Below are 25,521 nucleotides of genomic sequence, written 5' to 3'. Positions count from 1 at the left end.
TGTTTAACTTAACAGACTGAATCTGGAACCCCATGCTCACAGGCTATGTAGAAAAAATCCTCAAAGCGCGCGTCTACGATGTCGCTATCGAAACCCCTTTGGATTTGATGCCAAGATTATCCAAGCGGCTGGATAATCAGATTCTGATTAAACGTGAAGACCTGCAATCAGTGTTTTCCTTTAAGTTACGCGGCGCTTATAACCGGATGAGCCATTTGACCGAAGTCGAGCGAAAACAGGGAGTAGTTGCCGCTTCAGCAGGAAATCATGCCCAGGGCGTCGCTTTGGCTGCCAGCAAAATGGGCATTTCCGCAATAATTGTGATGCCCGTGACCACTCCACCCATTAAGGTCGAAGCGGTGCGCATGTTAGGCGCAGAAATCACCTTGCATGGCAACAGTTACGATGAGGCTTTTGATTTTGCGCAACGGGTGTCTGCGGATGAGGGGCGTGTGTTTATTCATCCTTACGATGACCCTCTGGTGATTGCAGGGCAGGGCACCATTGCAATGGAAGTCATGCGGCAGCATCCGGATCCGGTATATGCCGTATTTATTCCGGTCGGTGGCGGTGGTTTACTTGCCGGGATGGCTGCTTATATCAAAGCTATCTGGCCGGAAATCAAAATCATAGCTGTCGAGCCAGCTGATGCAGCCAGTTTAAAAGCGGCTTTGGATGCAGGTGAGCGTGTCAAACTGGATCAAGTCGGTTTATTTGCGGATGGCACGGCGGTCAGACAGGTGGGTGAGGAGCCCTTTCGAATTGCACAACACACGGTTGATCATGTGGTGACAGTTGAAACCGATGAAATTTGTGCGGCGATAATGGATGTGTTTGATGATACGCGCTCTATTGCTGAGCCTTCAGGCGCATTATCAATTGCTGGTGCCAAAAAATACATTCAGCAAAATGGTTTAAGCAATAAAACCATGGTGGTGATCAATAGTGGTGCGAATATGAATTTCGACCGACTCCGTCATGTGGCGGAACGGGCTGAAATTGGCGAGCGCCGTGAAGTATTATTTGCTGCAACAATTGATGAGCAGCCGGGTAGCTTCCAACGTTTTTGTAAAACACTGTCGGATCGTGGAATTACCGAATTCAATTACCGTTACGCTGATAAACAACAGGCACAAGTGTTTGTCGGAGTGCGGATGTCCGGTCGTGAAGAAGAGCGGCAGATCCTGTTTGAAAATCTGACACAAGCGGGCTATCAGTGGATTGATTTTACTGATAATGAAATGGCCAAATTACATGTTCGTTATATGGTCGGCGGTCATGCACCACAAGCCGAAAATGAGCGTTTAATTCGTTTTGAATTTCCGGAAAGGCCCGGCGCATTATTACGTTTTCTGACACATATTGGCCAACGCTGGAATATCAGTTTGTTCCATTATCGGAACCATGGCGCGGCATATGGCCGGGTATTGGTAGGGATTCAGGTAACGCCTGAATTCAACGAAGAATTTCAGGCGTTTCTGGATAATCTGGGTTATGCCTACTGGTTGGAGACGGATAACCCTGCCTATGATTTATTTTTGAAATAATTAGTCGGTCACCGTGGTAGTGTCACTGATAAGTTGAATCTGGCCATTAACATCAACAGAGACTTTATTGCTGCCAGCTTCCAGCGCGGCAGGAGCACTTTTGCTGTTCATGTCGGCTGACATCATCATGCTGCTTTCCATGCGATAAACCGGTGCATAGCCGCTAGTGTTGACAGACATATTGACCAGGCGGTAACCAGGCTCGTTGAACTGTTGCTGAATCAGCGATGCTTTATCACGAAACTTGCTGATGGCTTGTTGCATCAGTTCGTTTTGCGTGCTTTCAATCAGCGCATCAGAGAGTGAAAACTCAATTGATTGAACGGTACCCAGAGATTGAACTTCGCCTAACAGCTCACTCATTTGAGTAAAATCATGGCTATGCAAACGAATTTGCTGACTGACCTGCCAGGAAACTATCTGACTGTCTTTATACATTGGGCGCGTTTGATACCCTGTGGTTTGTGACTTTACTGAATCGTAATCTTTAATCTTATCGAGCAATTGATTGCTGCGTTGATTGACTTGCTCTCCTAATTTCGCAGGGTCGGTTCCGTTAAGCATTACCTGAATCACACTGGTCACCTGATCATTTGCCACTTCGGTTGCGGCTGTTGCATTCAAATTGATTAGGTTAAAGTTCAGTTCTGTTTCAGCTGCTGCTGTAGCTGAATAAAATAATATGGCAACAATAAAGAAAACGTTTTTCATGGTTTGCTGGTTCCTGTGTGATAAATGAGAAAGAGTTTGGCTTGCTGTTGCTACCGCATGATTGCTAAATTAACAGGATTTGACTGACACTGTCAGTGATTACCGCACAAAATTATTTTTACATTGAGGATAGACATGAAAGCGCAACAAAAAATTCTACCTGATTCAGAACGCCTGATCGAAGCGGCTGCCGAGCATTTTGTAGCAACTGCACGTTCAGCCATCGCTAAACGGGGCGTGTTTTTTGTTGCGCTGGCTGGTGGCTCGACTCCCAAAGGGTTATATCAAAAACTGGCAACCTCGCCTTATATTGAACAGATTGATTGGGCCAGAGTACAGATTTTCTTCGGTGATGAACGTTGTGTCCCCGCAACGCACGATGACAGTAATTTTAAGATGGCCAGATTGGCCATGTTGGATCATTTGCCTATCCCGCCTGAAAATGTGCATCGTATGCCCACCGAGAGTGGGGATGCAGATGAAGTCGCCAGACGATACGCAGAAACTATTAAATCAGTCTTGCAAGAAAGTCCCTTTGATCTGGTGTTATTAGGTTTGGGGCCCGATGGTCATATTGCTTCATTGTTTCCTGAGACGGCAGCGTTGGAAGTGACGGACTCATTGACAACCAGCTTGTTTGTTGAAAAATTTCAATCGTGGCGCGTTACTCTTACCTACCCGGTTATTAATGCTGCCAGACAGGTAATTGTCTTTATCGCGGGTGAGGCCAAAACGGAGATTGTCAGGGATATCACGACTGAAGCCGTAACCGGTTTACCGGTTCAGCGACTTGCTCCAACGGGTGATTATTACTGGTTTATGGATAAAGCGGCTGCTGCAAAATAATATGAAAACGGTGTTGGCAGCAGATATTGGCGGTACAAAAACCTTGTTGCAATTGAGCCAGGTTGATGGCAAGACGATAATGCAGCAACGCTTTGAAAATAGTGCCTATGTCGATTTTGAAAGTCTGCTGTCAATATTTTTATCTGCTGTTCCTGCGGAATGTTTACCGGTGCGAAGCTGTTGTTTGGCGATAGCAGCGCCGATAACAGGCAGACAAGTGGCTTTAACCAATCTTCCCTGGATTATTGATGCCGATAAATTATTAGCAGAATTTCCCCTGAAAGAGCTGCTGCTAGTCAATGATTTTGCTGCAGTGGGGCACGGTATCGGTGAGCTTGATCATGAGCAAGATTTACTTGTTCTCCAACAAGGTGAGCCTGTAGCAAAATCTTTAAGAGCTGTTATCGGTGCAGGAACCGGCTTGGGGCAAGCGATTATGTCTCCCATTCATAAGGGGTGGAGAGTCTGGCCTACACAAGGTGGCCATACTGATTTTGCTCCATTGGACCAGACGCAACAACCATTGTTGGAGAAATTATTTCAGCATTTTCAACATGTTTCCTATGAGCGAATATTGTCCGGTTGCGGTCTTGAGATGCTATATCAGTTTATTGCTGAGCGCCAGGGACTTACTCACACAGTAAACTTAACCGCTGAGCAGATTAGTGATTATGCCATTCAAGATACCGATGCTACAGCAGTTGAGGCAGTGAAGTTATTTGTCGAGATATATGGTGCACAGGCCGGTAATCTGGCGCTGACAACCTTGCCAAGGGCCGGACTTTTTATTGCTGGAGGTATTGCTGCAAAGAATTTGGTATTTTTTGAACAGGGTGAGTTTATCGCATCCTTCCTTGCAAAAGGACGGATGCGCGGGGTTTTGGAACAAATTCCGGTCTACCTTATCACTAATCCTGAGGTTGGACTTTTAGGTGCACGTTTGCTGGCCGAAAAAGCGTTGTATAATGCCTAACATGACGGATAAAAAAAATAACATTCTAGTAAATGTAGAAACCACTTATTTGGATCATGAGTCTGATCCTGCAAGAGCCCGGTATCTTTTTGCCTATACTATTACCATTACCAACGAAGGTGATACTCCAGCCCGACTTTTATCGCGTTACTGGAAAATCACCGGTGGCGATGGTCATGAACAGGAAGTCGAAGGAGATGGTGTCGTGGGACAGCACCCTTATCTTGCTCCCACAGAAAAATTTACTTATACCAGTGCCGCCATGTTGGATACTCCTGTGGGTATGATGCAAGGGCATTACAATATGATGGATGACAATGGCAGCCGTTTTGCTGTCGATATTCCTGCTTTTACCTTGGCTGCCCCGCAAAAACTGCATTAAAGCTTTGTTTATAAACAATTTCCCACAGAACCTTCCGCACAAATTCGACCATCTATCCAAATAGCTTTGTCCAGCTTGGCGTTGTGCAAATTACTTCCGCCCAGTCTGGCATCGCGAAGATTGGCAAAACTCAGATCACTGTCTGTTAAATCACTATAAGACAGATCAGCTTGTTGCAGGTTGGCTCCTTTAAGGTTGCTGCCTTGTAACAAGGCATAACTCATATTACTCAGTGACAAATCCGCATAACTCAAATCAGCATCAACCAAATCAGCATTCATTAGATTCGACATTGCCAAACCACTGTTGCGGAGGTTAGCGCTTGTCAGCGTGGCTGAAGGTATATCCATGCCGGGTTTCAGACAGTTCTCCCAGTTCACCTGGCGAGCCGGAGCAGCATCACAATCAGCGGTAGATTTGATTGGGGGCGTGGGAAATAAAACGGCACCCACAAAAATGCCTGTCAGGATTAAACTGATGATAAAAAAAGGCCAGAAACGAGCTGGTCTTTCAGGTTTAAGTTTTTCTAACAACTCGGTGCGTTGTTGGCGTTGTTGAATTAAAAAGTCGGGTTCCTGTTTACGGCGCTGTTCACGACGCATTTCACGTTCCGCCTCGGTTAGTGGTTGATCATTGCGTCGATCAAAGCCATCACGCTCATCCAGGGTTAACGGTGGTGGTATTATCGGTTCGGCTGTTTGCAGCGCAATGATGTCTCCCAGCGGCTGCCAGTATTTTTGATCGGCACTGACTTCCGTTTGTGCGTTAATCCTGCCCAACAGCAGATTGCTCTTAAGCAAGGCCAAGGTGAAAGGCCCACTTATCGTATCGTTTTGACGGGTATACCATTTTGTGCTGAATTTTTTCATCGGCCGGTCTTTGGCAACAAGTTGGTTGTTATACTAGCATTGTGTTTCAAGGTGGGTGAATTCATGCAAATACCTCAGACCGCTCAAGCCGCTCAGGTCACTGTAACGGAAGCTGCCAGTCGCTCGCTGTCGTTAATGCCTGGCCAGGTTGCGCAAGCTGTTGTCATGTCAGCTGGCAGGGCGGGTGAAAATGTCGATATTCAGCTGGCTGGAAAAATGATCACGATTCAGGCGGGGGTGAATTTACAACCGGGTCAAACGATTGAGCTGCAACGAACTGACGCCGGTGATAAAACAGCCTTTAAATTACTCTCGGTATCAAATGTTTCAGCGGTAATAACGGATTTGCGACCAGGACAAACCTTGCTGGCAGAAGTGGTAAAACTATTACCTCAGCAAACCATCATGCTGGCATTACAACAAAGTGGAAAATTGCCGATCCCAATGGAACTGGATATCAGCAGACTGAATACCATCTTCAAACCCGGCCAACAACTGTTGGTGCAGATTCTCAGCAGCTCACCGTTCAGTGTTGCTTTACAAACACCCCATCAGACATTGTCAGAAACGCTGCTTTCACAACAACGTCAATTATTACCATTTGTTTTTGCACAACCGCCGCAGTTACAAAAAGTGATTAATGCTTTGCCTGAACTCAAATCCATGGTGCCAGTGCAAAATGCCGTGAGCCAGCTCTGGCAAAATATCCGTGATTTACAAACCGTTCAACAGCCGGCCAATTTACAACAAGCTATTCAACAATCCGGCATGTTTCTGGAGCGGCAGTTACTGCAACCAAACCCCACACTCAATGGTGACTTTAAAGCCAATTTATTGAAACTCGCCGCCGCACTGGAAGGACAAATCCGCCAGACGGCAAACGGACAAATCAATGCTCAGAATCTTCCGCCGGAAATTCGCAACGCATTGATTAATCTGCTTAACCAGCCAGCCGCTTTACAGCAACTTCCATCACATATTACCAATGCTTTGCTGGCAAGCGGTCAGACGCCTGCCCAATTACTCATGATGTTGCTTGCCGGGCAAGGTTCTACTGCTGGAACGATTGCAAATAATCCAAACCTTTTGGCACAGAATGCGCCAATGCAACAAATAACTCAGAATGCCCAACTGCAAGCGGGAGTAACAGAGCTGGCCAGATTGCAGATATTATTGCGTGAAGTCGAAACAGCGATTGCCCGGGTACAACTGAATCAGCTCACTATGGTCAGAGAAGCAGATAATCCTGCACAACCACAGGTATGGTTGATGGATGTGCCATTACGGGACAAACAACAATTGCAATGGATGCAGTTACAACTTCAAAAAGGTGCCAAACGAGATCAGCAAGAAGAAGAGCAGTGGCAAGTAACATTGAATCTGGAAACGCAAAATCTGGGGAAACTTCGTGCCGCTATTGGATTGCACAACAGCATAGTCAGTGTGACACTCACAGCTGAAGATCCCCAAGCTGTCATTTTGTTAGAAGAAAATATTGATTTATTACGTGAAAAGTTAGCGGCGCTTGATTTGCAGGTTCAGCAGCTAAACTGTCAATGTGCCCCGGTGGAATGGCTGACACCGGCTACAAACAGGACTCAATCCGAAGCCTTGCTGGATATATCGGTATGACCCAACAGCAACAACCTTTACGTGCTATTGCTCTTCATTATGACGGTGACAATGCGCCCACAGTGATGGCTAGTGGGGAAGGAGATATTGCTGCAGAAATCATTCGGATTGCCAAACAACATAACATTCCGCTTCGAGAAGATGCAGCTTTGACGGAAATGCTCAAGGATATGCAACTTGGCGAGGCCATACCTGAAACCCTGTATCGAGTTATCGCTGAAGTCATCGCTTATGCGTATATTGTTTCGGGAAAGTTTCCCAAGCAAAAAGGCTAAATTCCTGCACGAATTTATCAGTATCAAACCACTATGATTGCGTTTACAGCCGATCCATTTTTTCAATACTTTATAAATAGCATTATGAAAATCATATTAAGTGTTGATTTTAAAATATAAAACGGCTATTTTCGTTTGCATGTATTTTTAAAACCGGTCAGCAGAAACCGCATACAGAGCAGATGAATACACTTCTAACAATTGATTCACCGATGTCTAAGACATCCGAGCAGAGCCCTACGGCGCCAATATCTGCTGCGGAGGTGAATGATTTGTTGGCTGCTCGAATTTTGATAAGTGGTACTCGACTTTCTGATCTGGCTTTTCTGCAAACCATGTTATCTCTCAGTGGTTTTACTAATATCACCATCGCCAATGGCTCAGAGAACTTGATGAAAGTGCTGAGGCATACCATTACGGACGAGCAATGCGATATTGATTTAATTATTCTTGATTGTCGCCTTGGTGATTGCAATGCGCGTGAGTTGCGCCTCAAACTGGATCAGTTTGATGAATGGCGATTAATTCCGATGATTGCCCTGACTGAAAAATCGCAATGGAATCATAATCAGTTATTAACCGATTTGGGTCATGGCGTTACCTCCCTGTTGTACCGTCCACTTACTGCCGAATCCTTGCCACCAGCGGTGATGACCACTTTGGCTATTAAACGGGAACGTGATCATTATCATCTTCGTCAGCAGCAGATTGAAGATGAAAATGCTCAGCTGCGTGTGATGGAGGCCAGACTGCAGTTTTCAGTAAATCATGATGATTTAACCGGGCTGGCAAATCGTCGAAGATTGGAACAAGCACTGGATATTACCTTAACTCAGGTGCGTAATTTTCATACCAGCAGTGCGTTGTTTTATATCGATCTGGATAGCTTTAAGGTGCTTAATGATGCTGAAGGTCATGAGGCGGGGGATACCCTGCTGGTACAGGTGGCCAATTCATTACGCGGTTTTTTTAAAGTTCGTGATACGCTGGTTCGAATCGGTTCTGATGAGTTTGCTGTCCTCGTCGATACGATTGATCCTGAAACAGCGATAGCCCGAGCGGAGGGGCTGCGCGAACTGTTTGATGGCTATAGCTTTACTTTTCATGATCATGAATATCACCTCTCAGCCAGCATTGGGGTGAAATGTATCACTGAAGCAGAAATTTCAACCGTAGGTGAAATTCTGTCACATGCCAATCAGGCTTGTTATACAGCTAAGAAAAGAGGCCGTAATCGGGTTCATGTATACAGTCCTGCTGATCGGGAAATGTTCGCTTTAAGACATAGTGTTGAATGGGCGCCACGAATCCGTGCCGCATTAAAACAAGAAAATTTCATTCTTGAATTTCAACCGATTTATTCTTTGAAAGAGAAAAAAATCAACCACTATGAGTGTTTGATTCGTATGCGCGGACAAGGGGACAAACTCTATTATCCTCAGGACTTTATTCCAGTAGCAGAAGCGATGGGATTGATTCATCAAATTGATCTTTGGGTGGTGAATCATGCTTTTGAGCTGTTAAGAAATATTCCAAATGATACGGCTCTGGCAGTGAATTTATCAGGAAATATTTTTCTCGATAAAAACCTTTATCCCTTGGTGGAGCGTAAGTTATTAGAGACAGGCGCTGATCCGTCACGGCTGGTTTTTGAAATAACGGAAACTTCCGCCATTTCCAACTTTGAACAAACTAAGCAAATGGTTGATCGATTACGACATCTAGGATGCCGCTTTGCACTGGATGATTTTGGTGCTGGGTTCAACTCTTATAGTCATTTAAAACATTTCCCGGTAGATATTTTGAAAATTGATGGCGGATTTATTACTAATTTGCACAATGATCCCGTGGATCAGTTACTGGTGAAATCCATGATCGATATCTCTCACAGCCTTGGCAAAAAAACAGTTGCTGAATTCGTAGAAGACCGGGAAACCCTAAAAATGTTGCAGGACTTTGGAGTGGACTTTGTACAGGGCTACTTAATTGGCAAACCGCAACGGGTGATTACGTCAAAAGGTTAATGTAAATCCGTGACCGAGTGACGTTGTGCTCCATGTAAACGGGTGATCAATAATGCTTCTTCCTCACTCAGGTTGCAATTATCAATCAGTTGATTGACATCAACACCTTTGCGGGCCAGTCGAATGGCATGTTCGTAGCTTTGTAGCTGGGGTTGACCCAGATTCATGCTGGTTTGCTGCTCGCGTATTTTTCCCAGTGTTTGTTCAAAGCGAACAATGCGTTCATCTGAACCTACCGCAGCACTGCATAAAGCAGCCAATTGTTGCTGCAATGCACTAATCTGGTTGGCTTGGGAACGACTTAGTCGAAAGAAACGATAGCTGGTGATAAATAAGCCAATACCAAGCAAACCTACTAAACTATAAAAGATATATAACATCATGCTATGTCTCCCAAGACATCAAACATATTCATCAATAATGCCGGTTTTTGGTGGTTTTCGGGGCTGATTTTTGTCTTTCTCGCTATCTTGATTTTCATTCCGCTCATTCTCTTGGTGACGCCGCTTTTCATCCGCAGGTATATCCACTGCTACCGTGGGAGAAAGTGGTTGAGCTGGATGAATTTCGTCAGCCATGGCACATCAAAAACTGGCGATATCAGCAATTTCGTCATCATTTAGCAATTTGTTCACATCCACCAGAATCAATAAGGTTTTATCACGACTGCATACGCCTTGGATAAAGCGTGAACTGTCATCACTGCTGACATTCGGTGCCGTGTCAATTTCTGATTGGTGCAAATAAACGACTTCGGCAACGCTGTCGACTAACATACCAATAACATTTCCACTCACTTCGGCAATAATAATGCGCGAGTCATCATCGGCCTCACGTGAGGGCAAGCCAAACCGTTTGCGAGTGTCAATTACTGTTACCACATTGCCACGCAGATTAATAATGCCAAGCACATAATCCGGCGCACCAGGAACAGGGGCAATTTCAGTGGGCCGCAGTACTTCCTGCACTTGCATCACATTGATACCGTAAACTTCCTGATCCAATTGATAGGATACCCATTGGAGAATAGGATCATTTTCGGCCTGATTAGCTTGCTCGCTCATTTTATTTTCCTTATTCACAATCTTGACCAGTTAAGCTGCCAATTTTATGACGTTCTTGGTTTAAACATATAAAAGCACAGTTTGTGCCAGTTTTTAACAAGTTACCGCAATATTTTTAAAAGTTCTGATAATGAAATAATACTGCTTAATGGTGACATCAACATACCGGCAAGCCAGGGTCTTTGACCTGGTTCACGGCGCCAGCGTACATTTTCATTGTTCAACTTAACCACATGTCGGATGGTGGAAACTGCTAAACCAACCTGCTTATTATTCACCAACAATATATAGCGGTTATCTTCGGAATTACTTGATTGATTGGTGATCAATGTAGTCAGATCAAGCACCAGTGTGTGTTGTTTGGGGCGGCTCAAGGATCCGATGACATAGTCGGGATGTCCAGGGATTTGTGAAAGCCCCTCTTCAGGCCAGTTCTCAATACCGTCCAGTTCATTCAGGCTTAAAGCCAGCTGCATTCCGGCGACTTCAAACAGTAAAGCCTGGCTTTCTTTATCTGCAATATCGTCACTATTGGAAATGATGGGTTCATGGCTTGCAACCTGTTCGCTAATCTCAGTTGCAACCTGTTGCAATGCCTCAGGCTCACTCTCTGATAATAACTCTTGCAGATAAGCCGAAAGCGCTTGTTTCGGTTCTTTGATTTGCGTTGGTTTAGACATGCTTGTCTGACTTTGTTGCAGGGACTTTAGTGAGTTTTTTCATCAGGCGTTCATAGGCCATACTGCCTCGACTTTCAGGGTTGAGCGCTGGCAGTGGAATGCCGGCTTTACTTGCATCACGAAATTGGGTATCGACCGGAATCGCATCTGACCAAAGATTATCTTCATAATCTTGCTGCAATTTCCGTAAGGTTTGCGTACCGGCACGGGTACGACGATCAAACATTGTCGGCACAATCAGATAGGGGAGTTTATGCTGGCGCGAATGATTGATTAAGTGAAGCGTATGTAACATGCGTTCCAGTCCTTTCAAAGCCAGGAATTCTGTTTGAACCGGAATTAAAAGTTCATCACATGCGGCCAGGGCATTGACCATCAAAACCCCTAACATAGGGGGGCAATCTATCAGTACATATTCAAAACGGTCTTTCAGCTGTAGCAATGTTTTTTGAATTACCAATCCTTTGCCACTTTGGATACCCAGCTGGCGATCTAATGTCGCCATGGCGGTCGCTGCCGGTAAGAGGTATATATTTTCCTGAGTGGTTTTTTTCAAGGTTTTGAATATGGCATTCAGCGGTTGTTGTTCTGAATGCTGAAACAAGGTGTAAATGCTATGTTCAATATTGTCAGGATCGAACTCAAAATAAGTGGTTAATGAACCATGTGGATCCATATCCAGTAGTAATGTTGAATGCCCTTTTAAGGCGAGATGACTGGCCAGACTGACCACTGTCGTGGTTTTACCGACACCACCTTTCTGATTGGCAATTGCCCAGACTGTCATGGTGAGGACTCGTCATTATCTGTGGGCACGACAAGCGGGGCTGAGAGGCTATCAGTAATGGGGGAGATGCTGGTTGCAGCTTCCGATGTGGGACGCTTGAGTTGTTCATCAAACACTTCCAGAGTTCTTCTGCTTTCCGAGCTTCCCAGAATAACAAGCACAACGCGACGATTCTTTTGTCTGCCCAACTCTGTTTCATTATCTGCGATGGGTTTGAATTCACCGTAACCAATCGCTGACATGCGGCCGGGTTCAATACCAAAGCGATCTAATAGATTCACAACACTGGCAGCACGAGCAGCAGATAACTCCCAGTTGGAAGGAAATCTCGGTGTATTAATTGGTTGATCATCAGTGAATCCTTCGACTTGCAGAGGATTAGCCACTGGAGCAAGTACATCAGCAATTTCTCCAATGACGGGGACGGCTTCTCTTGCCAGCCGAGCATCACCGCTGGCAAACAAAAAATTGGAATTGATTTCAACTTCCAGCCAGTCATCAGTTTGCTTGATGCTGACATCGTTATTGGTAATTAAATCGGCCAAAGCACTGCTGAGCTGCTGCGATATTTCATTAATTGTACGTATACTTTGTTCAGAAACGGGCGGACGTTCATTGGGGAGCTCAGGCAGTTCAATTTCGAAGTCTGGTAACAACGGTTTGCCTGGAGATGCCACCCGTTCGCCTTGTCCTCGGCTGAGTTCACCTACCTGGATAGGATCGGTGCTGCGCGTGGATTGTGAGAAGACGCTCTCCAGTGTTTCCGATAACACGCGATATTTGCCTTCATTAACGGAAGAAATTGAATACATCACGACAAAAAACGCGAAGAGCAAGGTAATGAAGTCAGCATAGGAAACCAGCCAACGTTCATGGTTTTCGTGTTCTTCATGCCGCTTCCTCCGGGCCATCAGGTTAATCCAGATAGGCCTGCAGACGGCTTTCAATATTACGTGGATTATCGCCATCTGCCACGCTTATCAAACCGTCTATTAACATCATTTGTAATTGAGTCCGCCGTTGTACCAGTGTTTTAAGTTTGTTGCCAATTGGCAAAAACAATAAGTTTGCTAAGCCAACACCATAGATAGTGGCAACAAATGCAACGGCAATTCCTGAGCCCAGGGAAGAAGGATCAGCCAAATTTCCCATAACATGAATCAGTCCTAAAACGGCTCCAATAATACCGATTGTGGGAGAGTATCCACCCATCGCTTCGTAAACTTTTGCGGCCTGGAGATCATTGTTTTCCATGATGTCGAGATCGGTCTCCAGAATTTCACGAATGATTTCCGGTTCAGCGCCGTCGGCAATAAGTTGTAGTCCCTTTTGGGTGAACACATCGGTTTCTTTCATCGCCATAGCTTCCAGCCGAAGCAGGCCTTCACGTCGGGCTATTTGGTTCCAGTCGAGAATTTTATTTAATAAGCGTTTTGCCGATTGTTGAGGCGGCTTGAATATCCAGACAGCCATTTTCAATGCCCGCAAAAAAGTATTCATTGGGGTCTGTAGCATGACAGCGCCCAGCGTACCGCCCAATACTATCAATAATGCTACTGCATTAAGGATGGTATCGAGGTGACCACCCTCAAGATACTGACCAACAATGATGGCGCCAAATCCAATCAGTAATCCCAGTATGCTGAGGATATCCATGACTATTTAAGCGCCGTCAGTAATTTACCGATTTCAGTCAGGCTGAGGATCTTGTCTGCGACACCAGCTTTGGCAACGGCCATAGGCATGCCATAGATGGTACTGCTTTGCTGATCCTGAGCCCAAATGGTAGAGCCTTTTTGATGCATTTTTATTGCCCCTTCGCAACCGTCAGATCCCATTCCAGTAAGGATAATAGTCAGGGTCTGGGCTGGACAAACCTGAGAAACAGATTCCAGAGTGACATCAATGCAGGGTCTATAGGTCGCATTTTCAGGACCTGCTTCAACTTGCAAATAAAGTTGCCCTCGGCGACCTTTAACTATGAGTTGCTGACCACCCGGAGCAAGATAAGCGAATCCCGGACGCAGTACATCATTTTGCTGGGCTTCTTTAATCTGAATCTCACATTGCGAATTTAAGCGTTCAGCAAATGATGGCGTAAACGTTGCCGGCATATGTTGTAACAAAATGATTGGAAAGGGAAAGTTAGCCGGTAATTGAGACAAAACATTCTGCAAGGCAACCGGTCCGCCGGTTGATGTACCAATCACCACTAATTCAATTTTTTTCTTCTCGGCCGAGACTACCGGGGAGGTGGGCTCAGCTGATTTGATATTCGGGCTCTGTTTGTGCGGGTTGGCATGCGTTGCCAGAAAATTAACACGATCACATAACTTTTGTCTTGCACTGGCTTTATCCTGAGCCAGATCTTCAAAGCGTTTTGGCAGAAAATCCATGGCGCCGGCATCCAGAGCATCTAATGTGGCTTTTGCGCCTTCAGTGGTCCAGGTGGAGAGCATGAGTACCGGTGTTGGACGGCGACGCATGATTTTTTTGACCGCGCCAATGCCATCCAGTACGGGCATTTCCAGATCCATAGTAATAACATCGGGTCGGTAACGCGATACCTGTTCGACGGCCTCCAGGCCATCAGCAGCACTGGCAATGACTTCAAGCCTGGGGTCGGCATTTATGATTTCAGTCAGTCGCCGGCGAAAAAATGCTGAATCATCAACAATCAGTACCTTTACAGTCACAAATATCCTTAATAATTTCGGTGGGCGTATGTATTCATTAACTCTGGAAAATCAAGAATAAGTGCAATACGCCCATCGCCAGTAATGGTCGCTCCGGCAAAGCCCTTAGTTCCATGCAGTAACGCGCCGAGAGGTTTGATAACCACCTCTTCCTGGCCAATCAACTGGTCAACCACAAAACCTACCTTTCGTGTGCCTACATTGACGATAACCACATGCTCTGTTGTTGCTTTGCGTTCAGAAACATTATTTTTATTAAGCCATTTGCGCAGATAAAACAACGGTAATGCTTTATTTCGCACAATCACGGTTTGCTGTCCATCGACAGTATTCGTTTTATTCAAATCTAAATTGAAAATTTCATTCACACTGACTAATGGGAAGGCAAATATTTGATTGCCCAGCATAACCATTAAGGTCGGCATAATGGCGAGGGTTAAAGGGACTTTGATAGAAAGAGTCGTGCCTTTACCAATTTCTGATTGAATATCAATAACACCGTTGAGTTTGGAAATACTGGTTTTAACCACATCCATACCCACTCCACGACCGGAAATATCAGAAATTTCCTGTTTCATCGAAAAACCGGGAGCAAAAATCAAGGCAAAACATTCTGACTCAGTCAGGCGAGAAGCGGCTTCTTCATCCATCATGCCTTTTTCAACAGCCTTACGGCGTAATACTTCGGGATTCATACCGGCACCATCATCTGAGATGGTGAGTAAAATATGATCTCCCTCCTGAGCGGCACCGAGGACAATCTGGCCTTGTTTAGGTTTACCAGAAGCTTCCCGCACATCCGGCATTTCAATTCCATGGTCTACCGCGTTTCGCACCAGATGCACCAGTGGATCAGCCAGAGCTTCTACCAGATTTTTATCCAAATCGGTTTCTTCGCCACGTAATTCGAGATTAATGTCTTTTTTCAGATTACGTGCCAAATCACGTACAACACGGGGGAAGCGGCCGAATACTTTTTTAATCGGTTGCATCCGTGTTTTCATGACCGCCGTTTGCAGATCACCGGTTACCACCGCCAGGTTATTGACTGCTTTGGCCATCTCTTCATTTTCAAAGGCAGCTTCAAGCGTATTAATACGGTTACGAACCAGTACCAGTTCACCCACCATATTCATAATTTCATCAAGTCTGGCAGTATCTACCCGGACGCTGGTGTCAGCTGAGGCTTTTGCTTGTGGTGACGCTGCGGCAGCAGCAGGTTTTATGGCAGTGACCACTTCGTCTTCATCAGAATCACTTGCCGTGTTTGCTATTTTGGATTCGGCTGGTTGTTTGGGCGTTTCAATAGCAGGTTTGGGTACCGAGGCAGGTGCTTTAGGGGTAGGCTTTTTGCCTTGCAATTCATCCAGTAATGCTTCGAACTCTTCTTCAGAGATTTCGTCATCGTTAGTTGCTTTAACGGGCGCAGGTTTAGGTGGTTCTGCTGGGGGCTTAATTCCCGGTGCAGCATTGCCATGCAATTGATCGAGTAATGCCTCAAACTCATCATCGGTGATATCGTCACCAGCTGCAGGCGTTTCAGCCAAGGGAGCAGGGGTAACAACAGGTTCTGGCTCGGGTTCTGGTTCAGGTTCCGGTGGTGCCATGGTTGTTTCGCCTGATAAATAGGCGGCTAGTTGTTCAATAATAGCGGGATCCGCTTCTGTTGGAAAAGCACCGGCTTTGACCTCAGCAAACATGCTGTTCAGACTATCAAGTACTTTGAGAAATGTGTCCATCATTTCTGCATCGACCAGACGCTCGCCTTGACGAAGCAGATTGAAAACATCTTCGCCTTTATGGCAAAGGGTGACCATGGCCTCAAGACTTAGGAAGCCTGCACCACCTTTAATAGTGTGAAAGCCTCGAAAAATGGAATTCAGTAAATCTTTATCTTGTGGCTGTGTTTCCAGAGCAACCAATTGCTCGTTTAACCCATCAAGAATTTCTTCTGCCTCAACCAGAAAATCCTGCAGAATTTCATCATCTGTATCTAAGGCCATGCTCCTGTCCTTCTAAAAACCAAGACTGGATAATAAATCATCCACATCGTCCTGATTGTTGACCACATTCGGTTTATTTTTAGCGTTTATCTGCGGTCCTTCTGCCTTTAATGGGTCAACGATATTAGTCTCACCCGTTTGCTGAGATTGTCCTGCCACTTTCACCAGCTTGACCAGATTGGTTTCAACTTCTTCCACCAGTCCGATGACCTGGCGTAAAACCTGTCCGGTTAAGTCCTGAAAGCCTTGCGCCAAGGTCATTTCAGATAGGTTATTGTGTATTTCCCCAGCATGCATTGTTACCACAGGTAAATAAGCTTCTATTTCCCGGCTCAAATCACGGAATTCTGTCGCAGACATCTCCCGGTTTCGAAAGCGTTGCCAGCTTTCATTGAGCATAGCGGCAGATTGTTTCAATTCATTAGCTAAAGGTAATGTTTTATCAATGTAACCCAGTGTTTTATGTGCAGCTTCTTCGGTGATTTGGATTACGTAGTTCAAACGATCCCGGGTATCGGGCATGGCATTGTGGGTTAAATCAACCAGACGAGCATCTACCTTAAAATTATTTAGGGCTTCGTGGAGTTCACGAGTCAATTTGCCAATTTGCTGAAATAAGGCACTTTCGCGAGCATTGGTTAAGGCCATTAATTCCGTTTTTATACGATCTTCATCATCCTGTTCGATCGCATTTATCAGGGCCCGGGCAGCTTCAAGTTGTTCTGTTTTGTTCAGAGCTTCCATAAATTCCTTTCCAACGGGTTATTGTGCGTTGATACGTTCGAATATTTTCTCGATTTTTTCTTTTAATGTCGCAGCAGTAAAAGGTTTGACAATATAACCATTGACACCGGCCTGAGCCGCTTCAATGATTTGTTCGCGTTTGGTTTCAGCTGTCACCATTAACACTGGCAATGTCGCTAATTTGGGATCGGCACGCACGGTTTTAAGCAGATCGATACCTTGCATACCCGGCATATTCCAATCGGTAACCAGAAAATCAACACCACCAGCATTGAGAATAGGCAAGGCAGTTAGACCATCATCCGCTTCAATGGTGTTATTGAAACCAAGATCGCGTAAGAGATTTTTGATAATCCGTCGCATTGTAGAAAAGTCATCCACAATGAGGATTTTCATATTTTTATCCAAGGTATACCTCCCAAATTTACTGCATCCAATCGCGAAGTTTACTACGCAATCTCACCACAGTTTGTGTGTGGATTTGACTGACACGTGACTCACTGACACCGAGTACTTCACCAATTTCTTTTAAATTTAATTCTTCATTATAGTACAGGCTCATCAAAAGCCGCTCACGTTCTGGTAAGGCATCTATCGCTTCAGCCAAAGCACGTTCAAAACTGTTGTTTTCTGTAATTTCAGCCGGCCCAATATCATCGCTGCCAAACGATTCGCCATCAGTGAGCTGATTATCGGTCATATCATCGAGACTGAATACCTGATGACCTGATGCATCTTGTAGTTGTTGATGATATTGTTCAAGCGACATCCCCATGGCATCAGCCACTTCCATATCTAATGGTGAGCGACCAAGTTGCTGCTCCAACTGGTGCATGACTTCAGCAATTTCACGAGCTTTACGATGCACTGAGCGAGGAGCCCAATCATTACGGCGAATTTCATCGAGCATTGCGCCACGAATGCGAATTCCTGCATAGGTTTCAAAGCTGGCACCCTGACTGGCTTTGTACTGGTGGGAAGCATCCAGTAAACCTATCATTCCAGCTTGAATTAAATCATTCACTTCCACCGTGTGAGGTAAACGGGCGACAAGGTGATAAGCGATACGTTTAACCAGGCTCCCATGCTGCTCAATCAGCTGGTGCTGGCTGAGCTCAGAGATTTGATTAGAATACATGCCTACACCAATCATGCTAACCGGCTTCCAGGCTAGCCTGTATCAGACGCTCTACAAAAAATTCCATATTCCCCCTCGGTTGTTTCGCTACTGGCCAGTAGTCAATCTTTTTGGCCAGATGTTGAAAAGCGGTTGCAGATTTACTGCGAGGTAAAAATTCGACCACGGCACGTTGTTTTTTGACTGCTCTTCGAAGGTCTTCATCAAAAGGCACGATGCCCATAAAGTTTAAGGTGACATCCAGAAAACGATCACAAACCAGTGAGATCTTATCGAATAATTCACGTCCTTCCTGAATACTGCGTCCCATATTGGCAATGATATGGAAACGTTCAACACCATGTTCACGGCTCAGTAACTTGATTAACGCATAGGCATCTGTAATCGAGGCCGGTTCATCACAAACTACGACAATGACTTCCTGTGCCGCTTTGGTAAAACTGACCACACTATCGGCAATGCCTGCTGCACTATCGATAAGCAATATATCAATGTGTTCATCCAGCTCACTGAATGCCTGAATCATGCCCGCATGTTCGGCTGGGCTAAGTTCCGCCATTTTCTTTACGCCCGACGCGGCTGGAATGATCTGTAATCCTGACGGACCGTCGACCATAATCTCTTTAAGGCTCTTTTCGCCCTCTAGCACATGCAATAAATTGAATTGGGGATGTAAGCCAAGCATCACATCAATATTTGCTAAACCCAGATCGGCATCAAGCAATACGACTTTTTTGCCTTGAGTCGCCAGAGCCACACCAATATTTACTGTCACATTGGTTTTACCCACACCACCTTTACCACTGGCAATAGCGATTACTTTCACCGGCTTGGGGATATGAGTCATTTTTCGCAGACCACTTGCCTGGTCCTGGGGTGTGTCAGCCATAAGCGGCAAAACCTCCATAACTGGATACTGTATGTGGATCCAGTGCTTGTTGTTCAGATTGCATCAACTCACTGGCTTGATTGATCAAGCTGTTTGGTCGGGCCAGACCAAGGTCTTCAGGTACTTGCTGACCATCACACACATAAGCCAGGGGCAGTTGATGACGAATAATTGCAGAAACCGCACCTCCAAGACTACTGCTTTCGTCTGTTTTGGTCAGAATGCAGCCGCTTAAATCAAGGTGCGAAAACGCTTTAATGATATCACTCAGAGCGGGGTTTTGTGTGGTTGCTGACAGCGTCAGGAAATGACGGATTCGTGGAGAATGCTGCATTAACATGGCAATTTTTTGTGTTAACTGCATATCACGTGGATTCATACCAGCAGTATCGATCAGGATAAAGCGCCGATCAAGCATATCATTCAAGGCTTCTCCCAGTTCTTGATGATTTCGCGCGACTCTTAACGTCACACCCAAAATACGGGCATAGCTCCGTAATTGTTCCTGTCCACCGATACGGTAACAGTCAGTTGTGATCAAGCCGACCTGCCGCGCTCCATGTTTTAATGCACAACGAGCAGCCAGTTTGGCAACAGTCGTCGTTTTACCCACTCCTGTCGGGCCAACCAACGCCATAATGCCACCTTTTTCGATAATATCCTGATTGGAAAGTGGGATCTGCGCTGCTAATTTTCCTAATGATTGACGCCAGGCTGTTTCCAAATCATCTATCCCTTGGCTGGCGGTAACCAATTGTTTGGCCAAATCGACATCGGTACCCATACGCATATGGCGTTGTAAAACCTGCATTTGGGTCGGGCTTTGTCTTGCCATATCTTTCCAGGTCAAATCGGATAACTGGTTTTGCAACATATCCCGCAAACTGGCAATTTCTTTGCGCATTTGAACCAGGGTGGGTTCCTGTGACCAGATATTCTGCTGTGGTGCAACATAGGCCGGTGCAGCGGGTTGACTTGGATTAATTTCAATTTTGGGTTCTTCAGCAACGGCGCGAGTCACGGTAGTTTGTGCCTGACGACGAAACTGTGTTTCATCGTAATCAGTAGCCGCTACTATCTCGACGCCACCATCAACACGCGTATTAGAGAGGATAACAGCATCCGGGCCCATTACTTCACGGACTTCGCGGATAGCCTGACGTACATCTGCCGCCTGGAAACGTTTAATTTTCATCACATCACCTTCTTGTTATCGACCCACATTTGCCACAATGCGTATTTGTTTATCATCAGGAATTTCATTGTAGGAAAGCACATGCAGTCCTGGAATCGCGTGACGAATAAAGCGGGAAATCCAACCTCTTAACCCTGCCTGAACTACCAATATGGCCGCTTCACCGGACATTTCTTGTCGTTGAGCGACGTCTTGCAGGTTCTTATGCATATTCTCCGCGAGACCCGGTTCCAAACTGGCGCCACCTTCTCCTGATGCCTGTAATGTTTTTAGCAATATCTGTTCCAGCTCTGGATCCAGAGTAATAATTGGCAGGTCTTGTTGTGTTCCATTAATGTGTTGCACGATTGAATGGGCCAATGCCATTCGTGTTGCAGCGGTAATGGCTTCGGGATCAGGATTGCGTGCGGCTTGTTCGGCAATGGCTTCGCTGATCGTACGTATATCGCGGATCGGAATATTTTCCTGCAACAGGTTTTGCAATACTTTTTGTACGGTGCCCAACGGCACGGTATCGGGAACCAGGCCCTCCACCAGTTTCGGTGCAATTTTGGCCAGATTGTCCAGCAAGTGTTGTACTTCTTCTCGTCCGAGTAAGTCATGTGCATGATTTTGCAGAATTTTACTTAGATGAGTGGCAATCACAGTATCAACATCGACGACGGTATAACCTTGTGCTTGAGCATGTTCTCTTTGTCCGGGTTCAATCCAAATAGCATCCAGTCCAAAAGCCGGATCTTTTGTACGAATACCATCCAATTGAGCAAACACTTGACCAGGATTGATCGCCAGCATTCTGTCGGGATAGACTTCTGCCTCGCCGAAGGTCACGCCAAATAAGGTGACCTGATACGCGGTGGGCGATAAATCCAGATTATCGCGAATATGCACTGGCGGAATTAAAAAGCCCATTTCCTGTGAGATTTTTTTACGGATCCCTTTGATCCGGTTCATCAATTGACCGCCCTGATTTTTATCCACCAATGGAATTAACCGATAACCTACTTCAAGCCCGATAGGATCGACGGGACTCAAGTCATCCCAACTTAATTCGCGTTGTTCGCGAGTGGTTTCCTGTTGAGGTGGTGGGGCGGCTGCCAACGTGGCGGCTTTTTGACGCTGTGAAATCAACCAGGCGCTGCCAGCACCAGCCCCGGCTAATAATAAAAATGGAACATTCGGCATGCCTGGAATTAATCCCATACCGCCGATAATTCCAGAAGTAATGGCCAGTGTTTTAGGTTCTTTGAGTAATTGGGAAAATATCTGTTCACCCATATCCTGATCGGCAGTCGAACGGGTGACCAATAAGCCTGCTGCTGCAGCAAGTAATAAGGAGGGGATTTGGGCGACTAATCCGTCACCTATCGTCAGCAATGTGTAATTGTGAGCAGCTTCTGAAAAACTCAGGCTATGTTGCATCACACCGATGATAAAACCACCGATGATGTTGATAAACAGAATCAGTATGCCGGCGATCGCGTCACCCCGGACAAATTTACTGGCACCATCCATCGACCCGTAAAAATCCGACTCCTGCATGATTTCCTCACGACGGCGTCGCGCTTCATCCTGATCTATTAACCCTGCATTCAAATCAGCATCTATCGCCATTTGTTTGCCGGGCATGGAATCGAGAGTAAAGCGGGCACTGACTTCGGCAATACGTGTGGCACCTTTGGTAACTACCACGAAGTTGATAATGACCAGAATGGCGAAGACAACAAGACCAACAGCATAGTTACCGCCAATAACAAACTCGCCAAATGCTTCGATAACGTCACCAGCAGCGGCTGTTCCGGTATGACCTTCCAACAGAACAATACGGGTGGATGCAACATTCAGTGCAAGCCTGAGTAAGGTGGCTAACAACAGAATGGTAGGGAATGCTGCAAATTGCAGGGGTTTACGCACATAAACACTGGCCAGAACGATAGTCAGCGACAGGGCGATATTGAAGCTGAACAACATATCCAGCATAAACGCGGGGAGGGGAATAACCACCATGGCCAGTAAGGCGACCAAAAACATGGGGGTGGCGACGTTACCGTTTAAAGCTACCCCTAAACGGCTTGTCAGGCTTGTATTCTCCATTGACTACTCATCTCGCTTAAATTCATCTGGTATAGGCAGGTCTTCTGTATTGAGATTAGGCTTATTTCCGCCTTTGTTTTTGTAACGTCTCAATTGGAAGACAAACGCCAGTATCTGAGCTACTGCAATATATAGACCAGATGGAATTTCCTGACCGATTTCCGTGCTGTAATAAACAGCTCGAGTCAGTGGAGGAGCAGATATGATGGGAACTTCATGATGATCACCGACCATTCTGATTTGTTGAGCAATCAGATCGGTACCTTTGGCTAATACAACAGGCGCGCCAGACTTTGTCTGGTCGTAACGTAAAGCAACGGCATAATGGGTTGGGTTGGTGATAATCACATCAGCTTTGGGCACATCTTGCATCATGCGTTGCTGTGACAGCTGGATCTGCATTCTGCGGATCCGTCCTTTAACTTCCGGACTACCCTCTGATTCTTTATTTTCGTCTTTAAGTTCCTGTTTTGTCATGCGTAATTGCTTGATGTGATTCCATTTCTGAAAGGGAACATCAATCAATGCAATTAAAATCAGGCTGGCACAAATCGCCAAAAATCCCCATAGAACGATATAGCCCAGCTCGGTCATCGCCGATTGAACTTCCTGGCGACCAAGTGTCAATAATCGGTCACGCAGATTCCATAGAATCAGTGTGCCGATGCTCCCGACCAGCAAAAATTTACCCAGCGCTTTACCCAGTTCGATCAGCCCTTGAGGACCAAAAATTCGTTTCAGCCCACGTAACGGACTCATTTTTTCCAGTTTGACGCCAATCGCCTGGGTCGAAAAGTTCCACCCGCCGATGAGAGCCGGTGCCGACAAGGCCGCTATTAGGGTAATCGCCAGAAAGATCCCAACATCCACGGCCATAATTTTCATGGCGAGAATCAATTGCTGTGCCATCATGTGTGGATCCATGATGAGTTTGCGGGTAAGTGAAAATGATTGGGTCATCACTTCACCAAGGTTGCTGATCAAGCTTTCGCCAACAAATAACATGGCCACTGCGCTGGCTATCAATACGACAACGGTGCTCAGTTCCTGCGAGCGGGGAACCTGGCCCTTCTCTCGGGCATCATCCAGTCGTTTACCCGAGGGGGCTTCGGTGCGTTCTTGACCGCTATCCTGTTCAGCCATTGTTCTGCACCATCTGGCGAGTCATTTGTAATATCTGATCAGCAAAATTGACCAGATGATTACCAACGGCGGGTAATGTGACATAGATAATGACAAAACCCAGACCAATCGTCAGGGGGAAACCAATGGAGAATGGGCTGATTTGCGGAGCGGCACGGGATAGGATGCCAAAAGCCAGATTGACCATCAGCAATGAACCTATAGCTGGTAACGCAATAATGACACCAGCCGCATACATCCAGCTGGCTAATCCAGCGATATCTCTGAAGCTCTCTACTGCAATACCACCCGCCCCAACTGGCAGCGTAATGAAACTTTCAGCCATGACCTGTATCAATACTAAATGGCCATTAATACTCAAAAACATCAGTGTGATAAAAATCAGATAAAACTGGCTGATAACGGGAACCGTGGTGCCATTTTGCGGATCAACCATTGAGGCAAAACCAAGACCCATCTGCATCGCAATGATTTGCCCGGCAATGATAAATGCATTGATTAACAGTTGCAGCATAAAGCCCATGCAAATCCCGATCATGATTTCCTGGCTTATCAGCAAAATACCTTCCGCGCTGAGAGGGGTAAAAGGCGCAATAGGGGTATTAATCGTCGGCACCACAACCAGAGTGATGGCCAGGGCGATAATCAGTCGGGTGCGGACATTAATAAAGTTACTGCTAAAAATCGGTGCCACCATCACCATACCACCTATACGAAACAGTGGCAGGATATAAGCACCCAGCATCGCACTGATTTCTGCGATAGACAGATCCATCATTAACCTATCAGGTAGGGTATGTTTTCAAACAGTCGAATGGTGTAATTCGTCACCAGACTCAACATCCAGGGACCGGCCATCATTAACACCAGAATAGTGACCAGTAGTTTTGGGATAAAGCTCAAGGTTTGTTCATTTATAGAGGTGGCAGCCTGAAACATGCTGACAATCAAGCCGGCAACTAAAGCAGGGATTAAAATCACGATAATAAGCAACGTAATCACTTCAAGTGTTTGCTGCATCACAGTTAAAACGGTTTCGGGTGTCATCGCTAAATATAAAAGCTGGAAGCCAGCGTTCCCATTAATAAAGCCCATCCATCAATCAACACAAATAACATGAGTTTAAACGGCAAGGAGATCAGCATCGGCGATAACATCATCATCCCCATTGCCATCAGCACAGAGGCGACCACCAGATCGATAATTAAAAAAGGTACAAAAATCAGAAAACCAATTTGAAAAGCGGTTTTTAACTCACTGGTGACAAATGCCGGCAGCAATAATGTAAACGGTACGGCATCAGCACTTTCAATTTCAGCGTATCCACCGATTTCGGCAAATAAGGCAATATCACTCTCGCGTGTCTGGGCCAGCATAAATTCATGAAATGGCAGACTGACCTGCTCAATCGCGGCGGTTGCTTCTATTTCTCCATCCATATAGGGTTGCACCCCATTTTCATAGGCATTACTTAAGACCGGAGACATGATAAAAAATGTCAGAAACAGTGCCAGACCAATCAGAATCTGGTTGGAAGGTGTAGATTGAACCCCCATAGCCTGACGCAATATCGCCAGCACAATAATAATGCGGGTAAAGGAAGTCATCATCAGCAGTGCTGCCGGCAATAATGTCAGCACCGTCATCAAAGCGAGGATCTGCAAGGTTAATGAGTAACTTTGTGACCCATCTTCCCCGGTCGATAGTGTTAACGCCGGAATACCAGGTTCGGCCAAAACCAAACCTGGCAAGAAAATAAATAAAAGTATCACTCCAAGACGCATCATGAATTGCCTCGTTGCTGCATCATTTGTTTTAGTTTTTCAGCA

The 25,521-nt window shown here is 45.7% G+C and carries 28 protein-coding genes; 7 read left to right on the top strand and 21 right to left on the bottom strand.

The window, feature by feature from the left end; all coding sequences use genetic code 11:
- Window positions 1-32 precede the first annotated feature (32 nt).
- Complete coding sequence (gene ilvA, locus LGT40_RS05175) at window positions 33-1,547, top strand: threonine ammonia-lyase, biosynthetic (RefSeq protein WP_226075306.1); 1,515 nt, start codon at window positions 33-35, stop codon at window positions 1,545-1,547.
- Here ilvA and LGT40_RS05170 read toward each other — a convergent pair whose 3' ends face one another.
- On the bottom strand, window positions 1,548-2,258 hold the full coding sequence (locus tag LGT40_RS05170; protein WP_226075308.1) for an SIMPL domain-containing protein: 711 nt from the start codon (window positions 2,256-2,258) through the stop codon (window positions 1,548-1,550).
- Between the two features lie 135 nt (window positions 2,259-2,393).
- Here LGT40_RS05170 and pgl point away from each other — a divergent pair, with 135 nt between their 5' ends.
- The 3 genes from pgl to apaG are packed head-to-tail and all read left to right on the top strand — an operon-like array spanning window position 2,394 to window position 4,459.
- Window positions 2,394-3,104: a 6-phosphogluconolactonase gene (gene pgl, locus LGT40_RS05165; protein ID WP_226075310.1), complete on the top strand. Its 711-nt coding sequence runs from the start codon at window positions 2,394-2,396 to the stop codon at window positions 3,102-3,104.
- Window position 3,105: 1 nt separating this feature from the next.
- Window positions 3,106-4,077, top strand: a complete 972-nt coding sequence (glk, locus tag LGT40_RS05160) for a glucokinase (protein ID WP_226075313.1) — start codon at window positions 3,106-3,108, stop codon at window positions 4,075-4,077.
- Window position 4,078: 1 nt separating this feature from the next.
- Window positions 4,079-4,459 (top strand): Co2+/Mg2+ efflux facilitator ApaG/CorD, encoded by a 381-nt coding sequence (gene apaG, locus LGT40_RS05155; protein ID WP_226075531.1) that lies wholly within the window; start codon window positions 4,079-4,081, stop codon window positions 4,457-4,459.
- Between the two features lie 8 nt (window positions 4,460-4,467).
- On the opposite strand, the gene LGT40_RS05150 is transcribed toward apaG, so the two are convergent.
- Window positions 4,468-5,328: a pentapeptide repeat-containing protein gene (locus LGT40_RS05150; RefSeq protein ID WP_226075315.1), complete on the bottom strand. Its 861-nt coding sequence runs from the start codon at window positions 5,326-5,328 to the stop codon at window positions 4,468-4,470.
- Window positions 5,329-5,391: 63 nt separating this feature from the next.
- Here LGT40_RS05150 and fliK point away from each other — a divergent pair, with 63 nt between their 5' ends.
- The 3 genes from fliK (at window position 5,392) to LGT40_RS05135 (ending at window position 9,259) form a co-directional block, all read left to right on the top strand.
- Entirely contained in the window at window positions 5,392-6,960 is a 1,569-nt protein-coding gene (gene fliK, locus LGT40_RS05145) for a flagellar hook-length control protein FliK (protein ID WP_226075317.1), read from the top strand.
- Window positions 6,957-7,235, top strand: a complete 279-nt coding sequence (locus LGT40_RS05140) for an EscU/YscU/HrcU family type III secretion system export apparatus switch protein (RefSeq protein ID WP_226075319.1) — start codon at window positions 6,957-6,959, stop codon at window positions 7,233-7,235. The genes fliK and LGT40_RS05140 overlap by 4 nt, the downstream gene beginning before the upstream one ends.
- Before the next feature lie 212 nt (window positions 7,236-7,447).
- Window positions 7,448-9,259, top strand: a complete 1,812-nt coding sequence (locus LGT40_RS05135) for a putative bifunctional diguanylate cyclase/phosphodiesterase (RefSeq protein ID WP_226075321.1) — start codon at window positions 7,448-7,450, stop codon at window positions 9,257-9,259.
- Here the strand turns inward: LGT40_RS05135 and LGT40_RS05130 are convergent.
- The 19 genes from LGT40_RS05130 to fliP form a co-directional block, all read right to left on the bottom strand.
- The gene (locus tag LGT40_RS05130; protein ID WP_226075323.1) at window positions 9,256-9,642 is read right to left on the bottom strand and encodes a DUF2802 domain-containing protein; all 387 of its coding nucleotides are present in this window, start codon (window positions 9,640-9,642) and stop codon (window positions 9,256-9,258) included. The genes LGT40_RS05135 and LGT40_RS05130 overlap by 4 nt on opposite strands.
- An 18-nt stretch (window positions 9,643-9,660) precedes the next feature.
- Window positions 9,661-9,837 carry a hypothetical protein gene (locus tag LGT40_RS05125; RefSeq protein ID WP_226075325.1) on the bottom strand — a complete coding sequence of 59 codons (177 nt, stop codon included), beginning with the start codon at window positions 9,835-9,837 and terminating at the stop codon, window positions 9,661-9,663.
- A gap of 6 nt (window positions 9,838-9,843) precedes the next feature.
- Window positions 9,844-10,323: a chemotaxis protein CheW gene (locus LGT40_RS05120; protein WP_226075327.1), complete on the bottom strand. Its 480-nt coding sequence runs from the start codon at window positions 10,321-10,323 to the stop codon at window positions 9,844-9,846.
- Window positions 10,324-10,424: 101 nt separating this feature from the next.
- Entirely contained in the window at window positions 10,425-11,003 is a 579-nt protein-coding gene (locus LGT40_RS05115) for a chemotaxis protein CheW (protein WP_226075329.1), read from the bottom strand.
- Window positions 10,996-11,790 carry a ParA family protein gene (locus tag LGT40_RS05110; RefSeq protein WP_226075331.1) on the bottom strand — a complete coding sequence of 265 codons (795 nt, stop codon included), beginning with the start codon at window positions 11,788-11,790 and terminating at the stop codon, window positions 10,996-10,998. Before LGT40_RS05110 ends, LGT40_RS05115 begins: the two co-directional genes overlap by 8 nt.
- Window positions 11,787-12,701: a flagellar motor protein MotD gene (motD, locus tag LGT40_RS05105; protein WP_226075333.1), complete on the bottom strand. Its 915-nt coding sequence runs from the start codon at window positions 12,699-12,701 to the stop codon at window positions 11,787-11,789. Before motD ends, LGT40_RS05110 begins: the two co-directional genes overlap by 4 nt.
- A 4-nt stretch (window positions 12,702-12,705) precedes the next feature.
- Window positions 12,706-13,446, bottom strand: coding sequence for a flagellar motor protein (locus LGT40_RS05100; RefSeq protein ID WP_226075335.1), 741 nt, complete (start codon window positions 13,444-13,446; stop codon window positions 12,706-12,708).
- Window positions 13,447-13,448: 2 nt separating this feature from the next.
- Window positions 13,449-14,486, bottom strand: coding sequence for a protein-glutamate methylesterase/protein-glutamine glutaminase (locus LGT40_RS05095; protein WP_226075337.1), 1,038 nt, complete (start codon window positions 14,484-14,486; stop codon window positions 13,449-13,451).
- Window positions 14,487-14,494: 8 nt separating this feature from the next.
- Entirely contained in the window at window positions 14,495-16,489 is a 1,995-nt protein-coding gene (locus LGT40_RS05090; protein ID WP_226075339.1) for a chemotaxis protein CheA, read from the bottom strand.
- Between the two features lie 12 nt (window positions 16,490-16,501).
- Window positions 16,502-17,233, bottom strand: coding sequence for a protein phosphatase CheZ (locus LGT40_RS05085; protein WP_226075341.1), 732 nt, complete (start codon window positions 17,231-17,233; stop codon window positions 16,502-16,504).
- 18 nt (window positions 17,234-17,251) lie between these two features.
- A complete protein-coding gene (gene cheY / locus LGT40_RS05080; protein ID WP_432758072.1) occupies window positions 17,252-17,629 on the bottom strand; it encodes a chemotaxis response regulator CheY in 378 nt (125 codons plus the stop codon).
- 28 nt (window positions 17,630-17,657) lie between these two features.
- Entirely contained in the window at window positions 17,658-18,371 is a 714-nt protein-coding gene (locus tag LGT40_RS05075; RefSeq protein WP_226075350.1) for an RNA polymerase sigma factor FliA, read from the bottom strand.
- Between the two features lie 16 nt (window positions 18,372-18,387).
- Entirely contained in the window at window positions 18,388-19,260 is an 873-nt protein-coding gene (locus LGT40_RS05070) for a MinD/ParA family protein (protein ID WP_226075352.1), read from the bottom strand.
- Window positions 19,253-20,455: a flagellar biosynthesis GTPase FlhF gene (gene flhF, locus LGT40_RS05065; RefSeq protein WP_226075354.1), complete on the bottom strand. Its 1,203-nt coding sequence runs from the start codon at window positions 20,453-20,455 to the stop codon at window positions 19,253-19,255. Before flhF ends, LGT40_RS05070 begins: the two co-directional genes overlap by 8 nt.
- A gap of 15 nt (window positions 20,456-20,470) precedes the next feature.
- The gene (gene flhA / locus LGT40_RS05060) at window positions 20,471-22,549 is read right to left on the bottom strand and encodes a flagellar biosynthesis protein FlhA (RefSeq protein WP_226075356.1); all 2,079 of its coding nucleotides are present in this window, start codon (window positions 22,547-22,549) and stop codon (window positions 20,471-20,473) included.
- 3 nt (window positions 22,550-22,552) lie between these two features.
- Window positions 22,553-23,692, bottom strand: coding sequence for a flagellar biosynthesis protein FlhB (gene flhB, locus LGT40_RS05055; protein WP_226075358.1), 1,140 nt, complete (start codon window positions 23,690-23,692; stop codon window positions 22,553-22,555).
- On the bottom strand, window positions 23,685-24,470 hold the full coding sequence (gene fliR / locus LGT40_RS05050; RefSeq protein ID WP_226075360.1) for a flagellar biosynthetic protein FliR: 786 nt from the start codon (window positions 24,468-24,470) through the stop codon (window positions 23,685-23,687). The genes flhB and fliR overlap by 8 nt, the downstream gene beginning before the upstream one ends.
- A complete protein-coding gene (gene fliQ / locus LGT40_RS05045; RefSeq protein WP_226075363.1) occupies window positions 24,470-24,739 on the bottom strand; it encodes a flagellar biosynthesis protein FliQ in 270 nt (89 codons plus the stop codon). Before fliQ ends, fliR begins: the two co-directional genes overlap by 1 nt.
- 2 nt (window positions 24,740-24,741) lie before the next feature.
- Window positions 24,742-25,479 (bottom strand): flagellar type III secretion system pore protein FliP, encoded by a 738-nt coding sequence (fliP, locus tag LGT40_RS05040; RefSeq protein WP_285229322.1) that lies wholly within the window; start codon window positions 25,477-25,479, stop codon window positions 24,742-24,744.
- Window positions 25,480-25,521: the final 42 nt, after the last annotated feature.

It is taken from the genome of Methylophaga pinxianii, from assembly GCF_020447225.1.
Classification (GTDB): Bacteria; Pseudomonadota; Gammaproteobacteria; order Nitrosococcales; family Methylophagaceae; genus Methylophaga; species Methylophaga pinxianii.
This window is presented reverse-complemented; position numbering and strand designations above follow the sequence as displayed.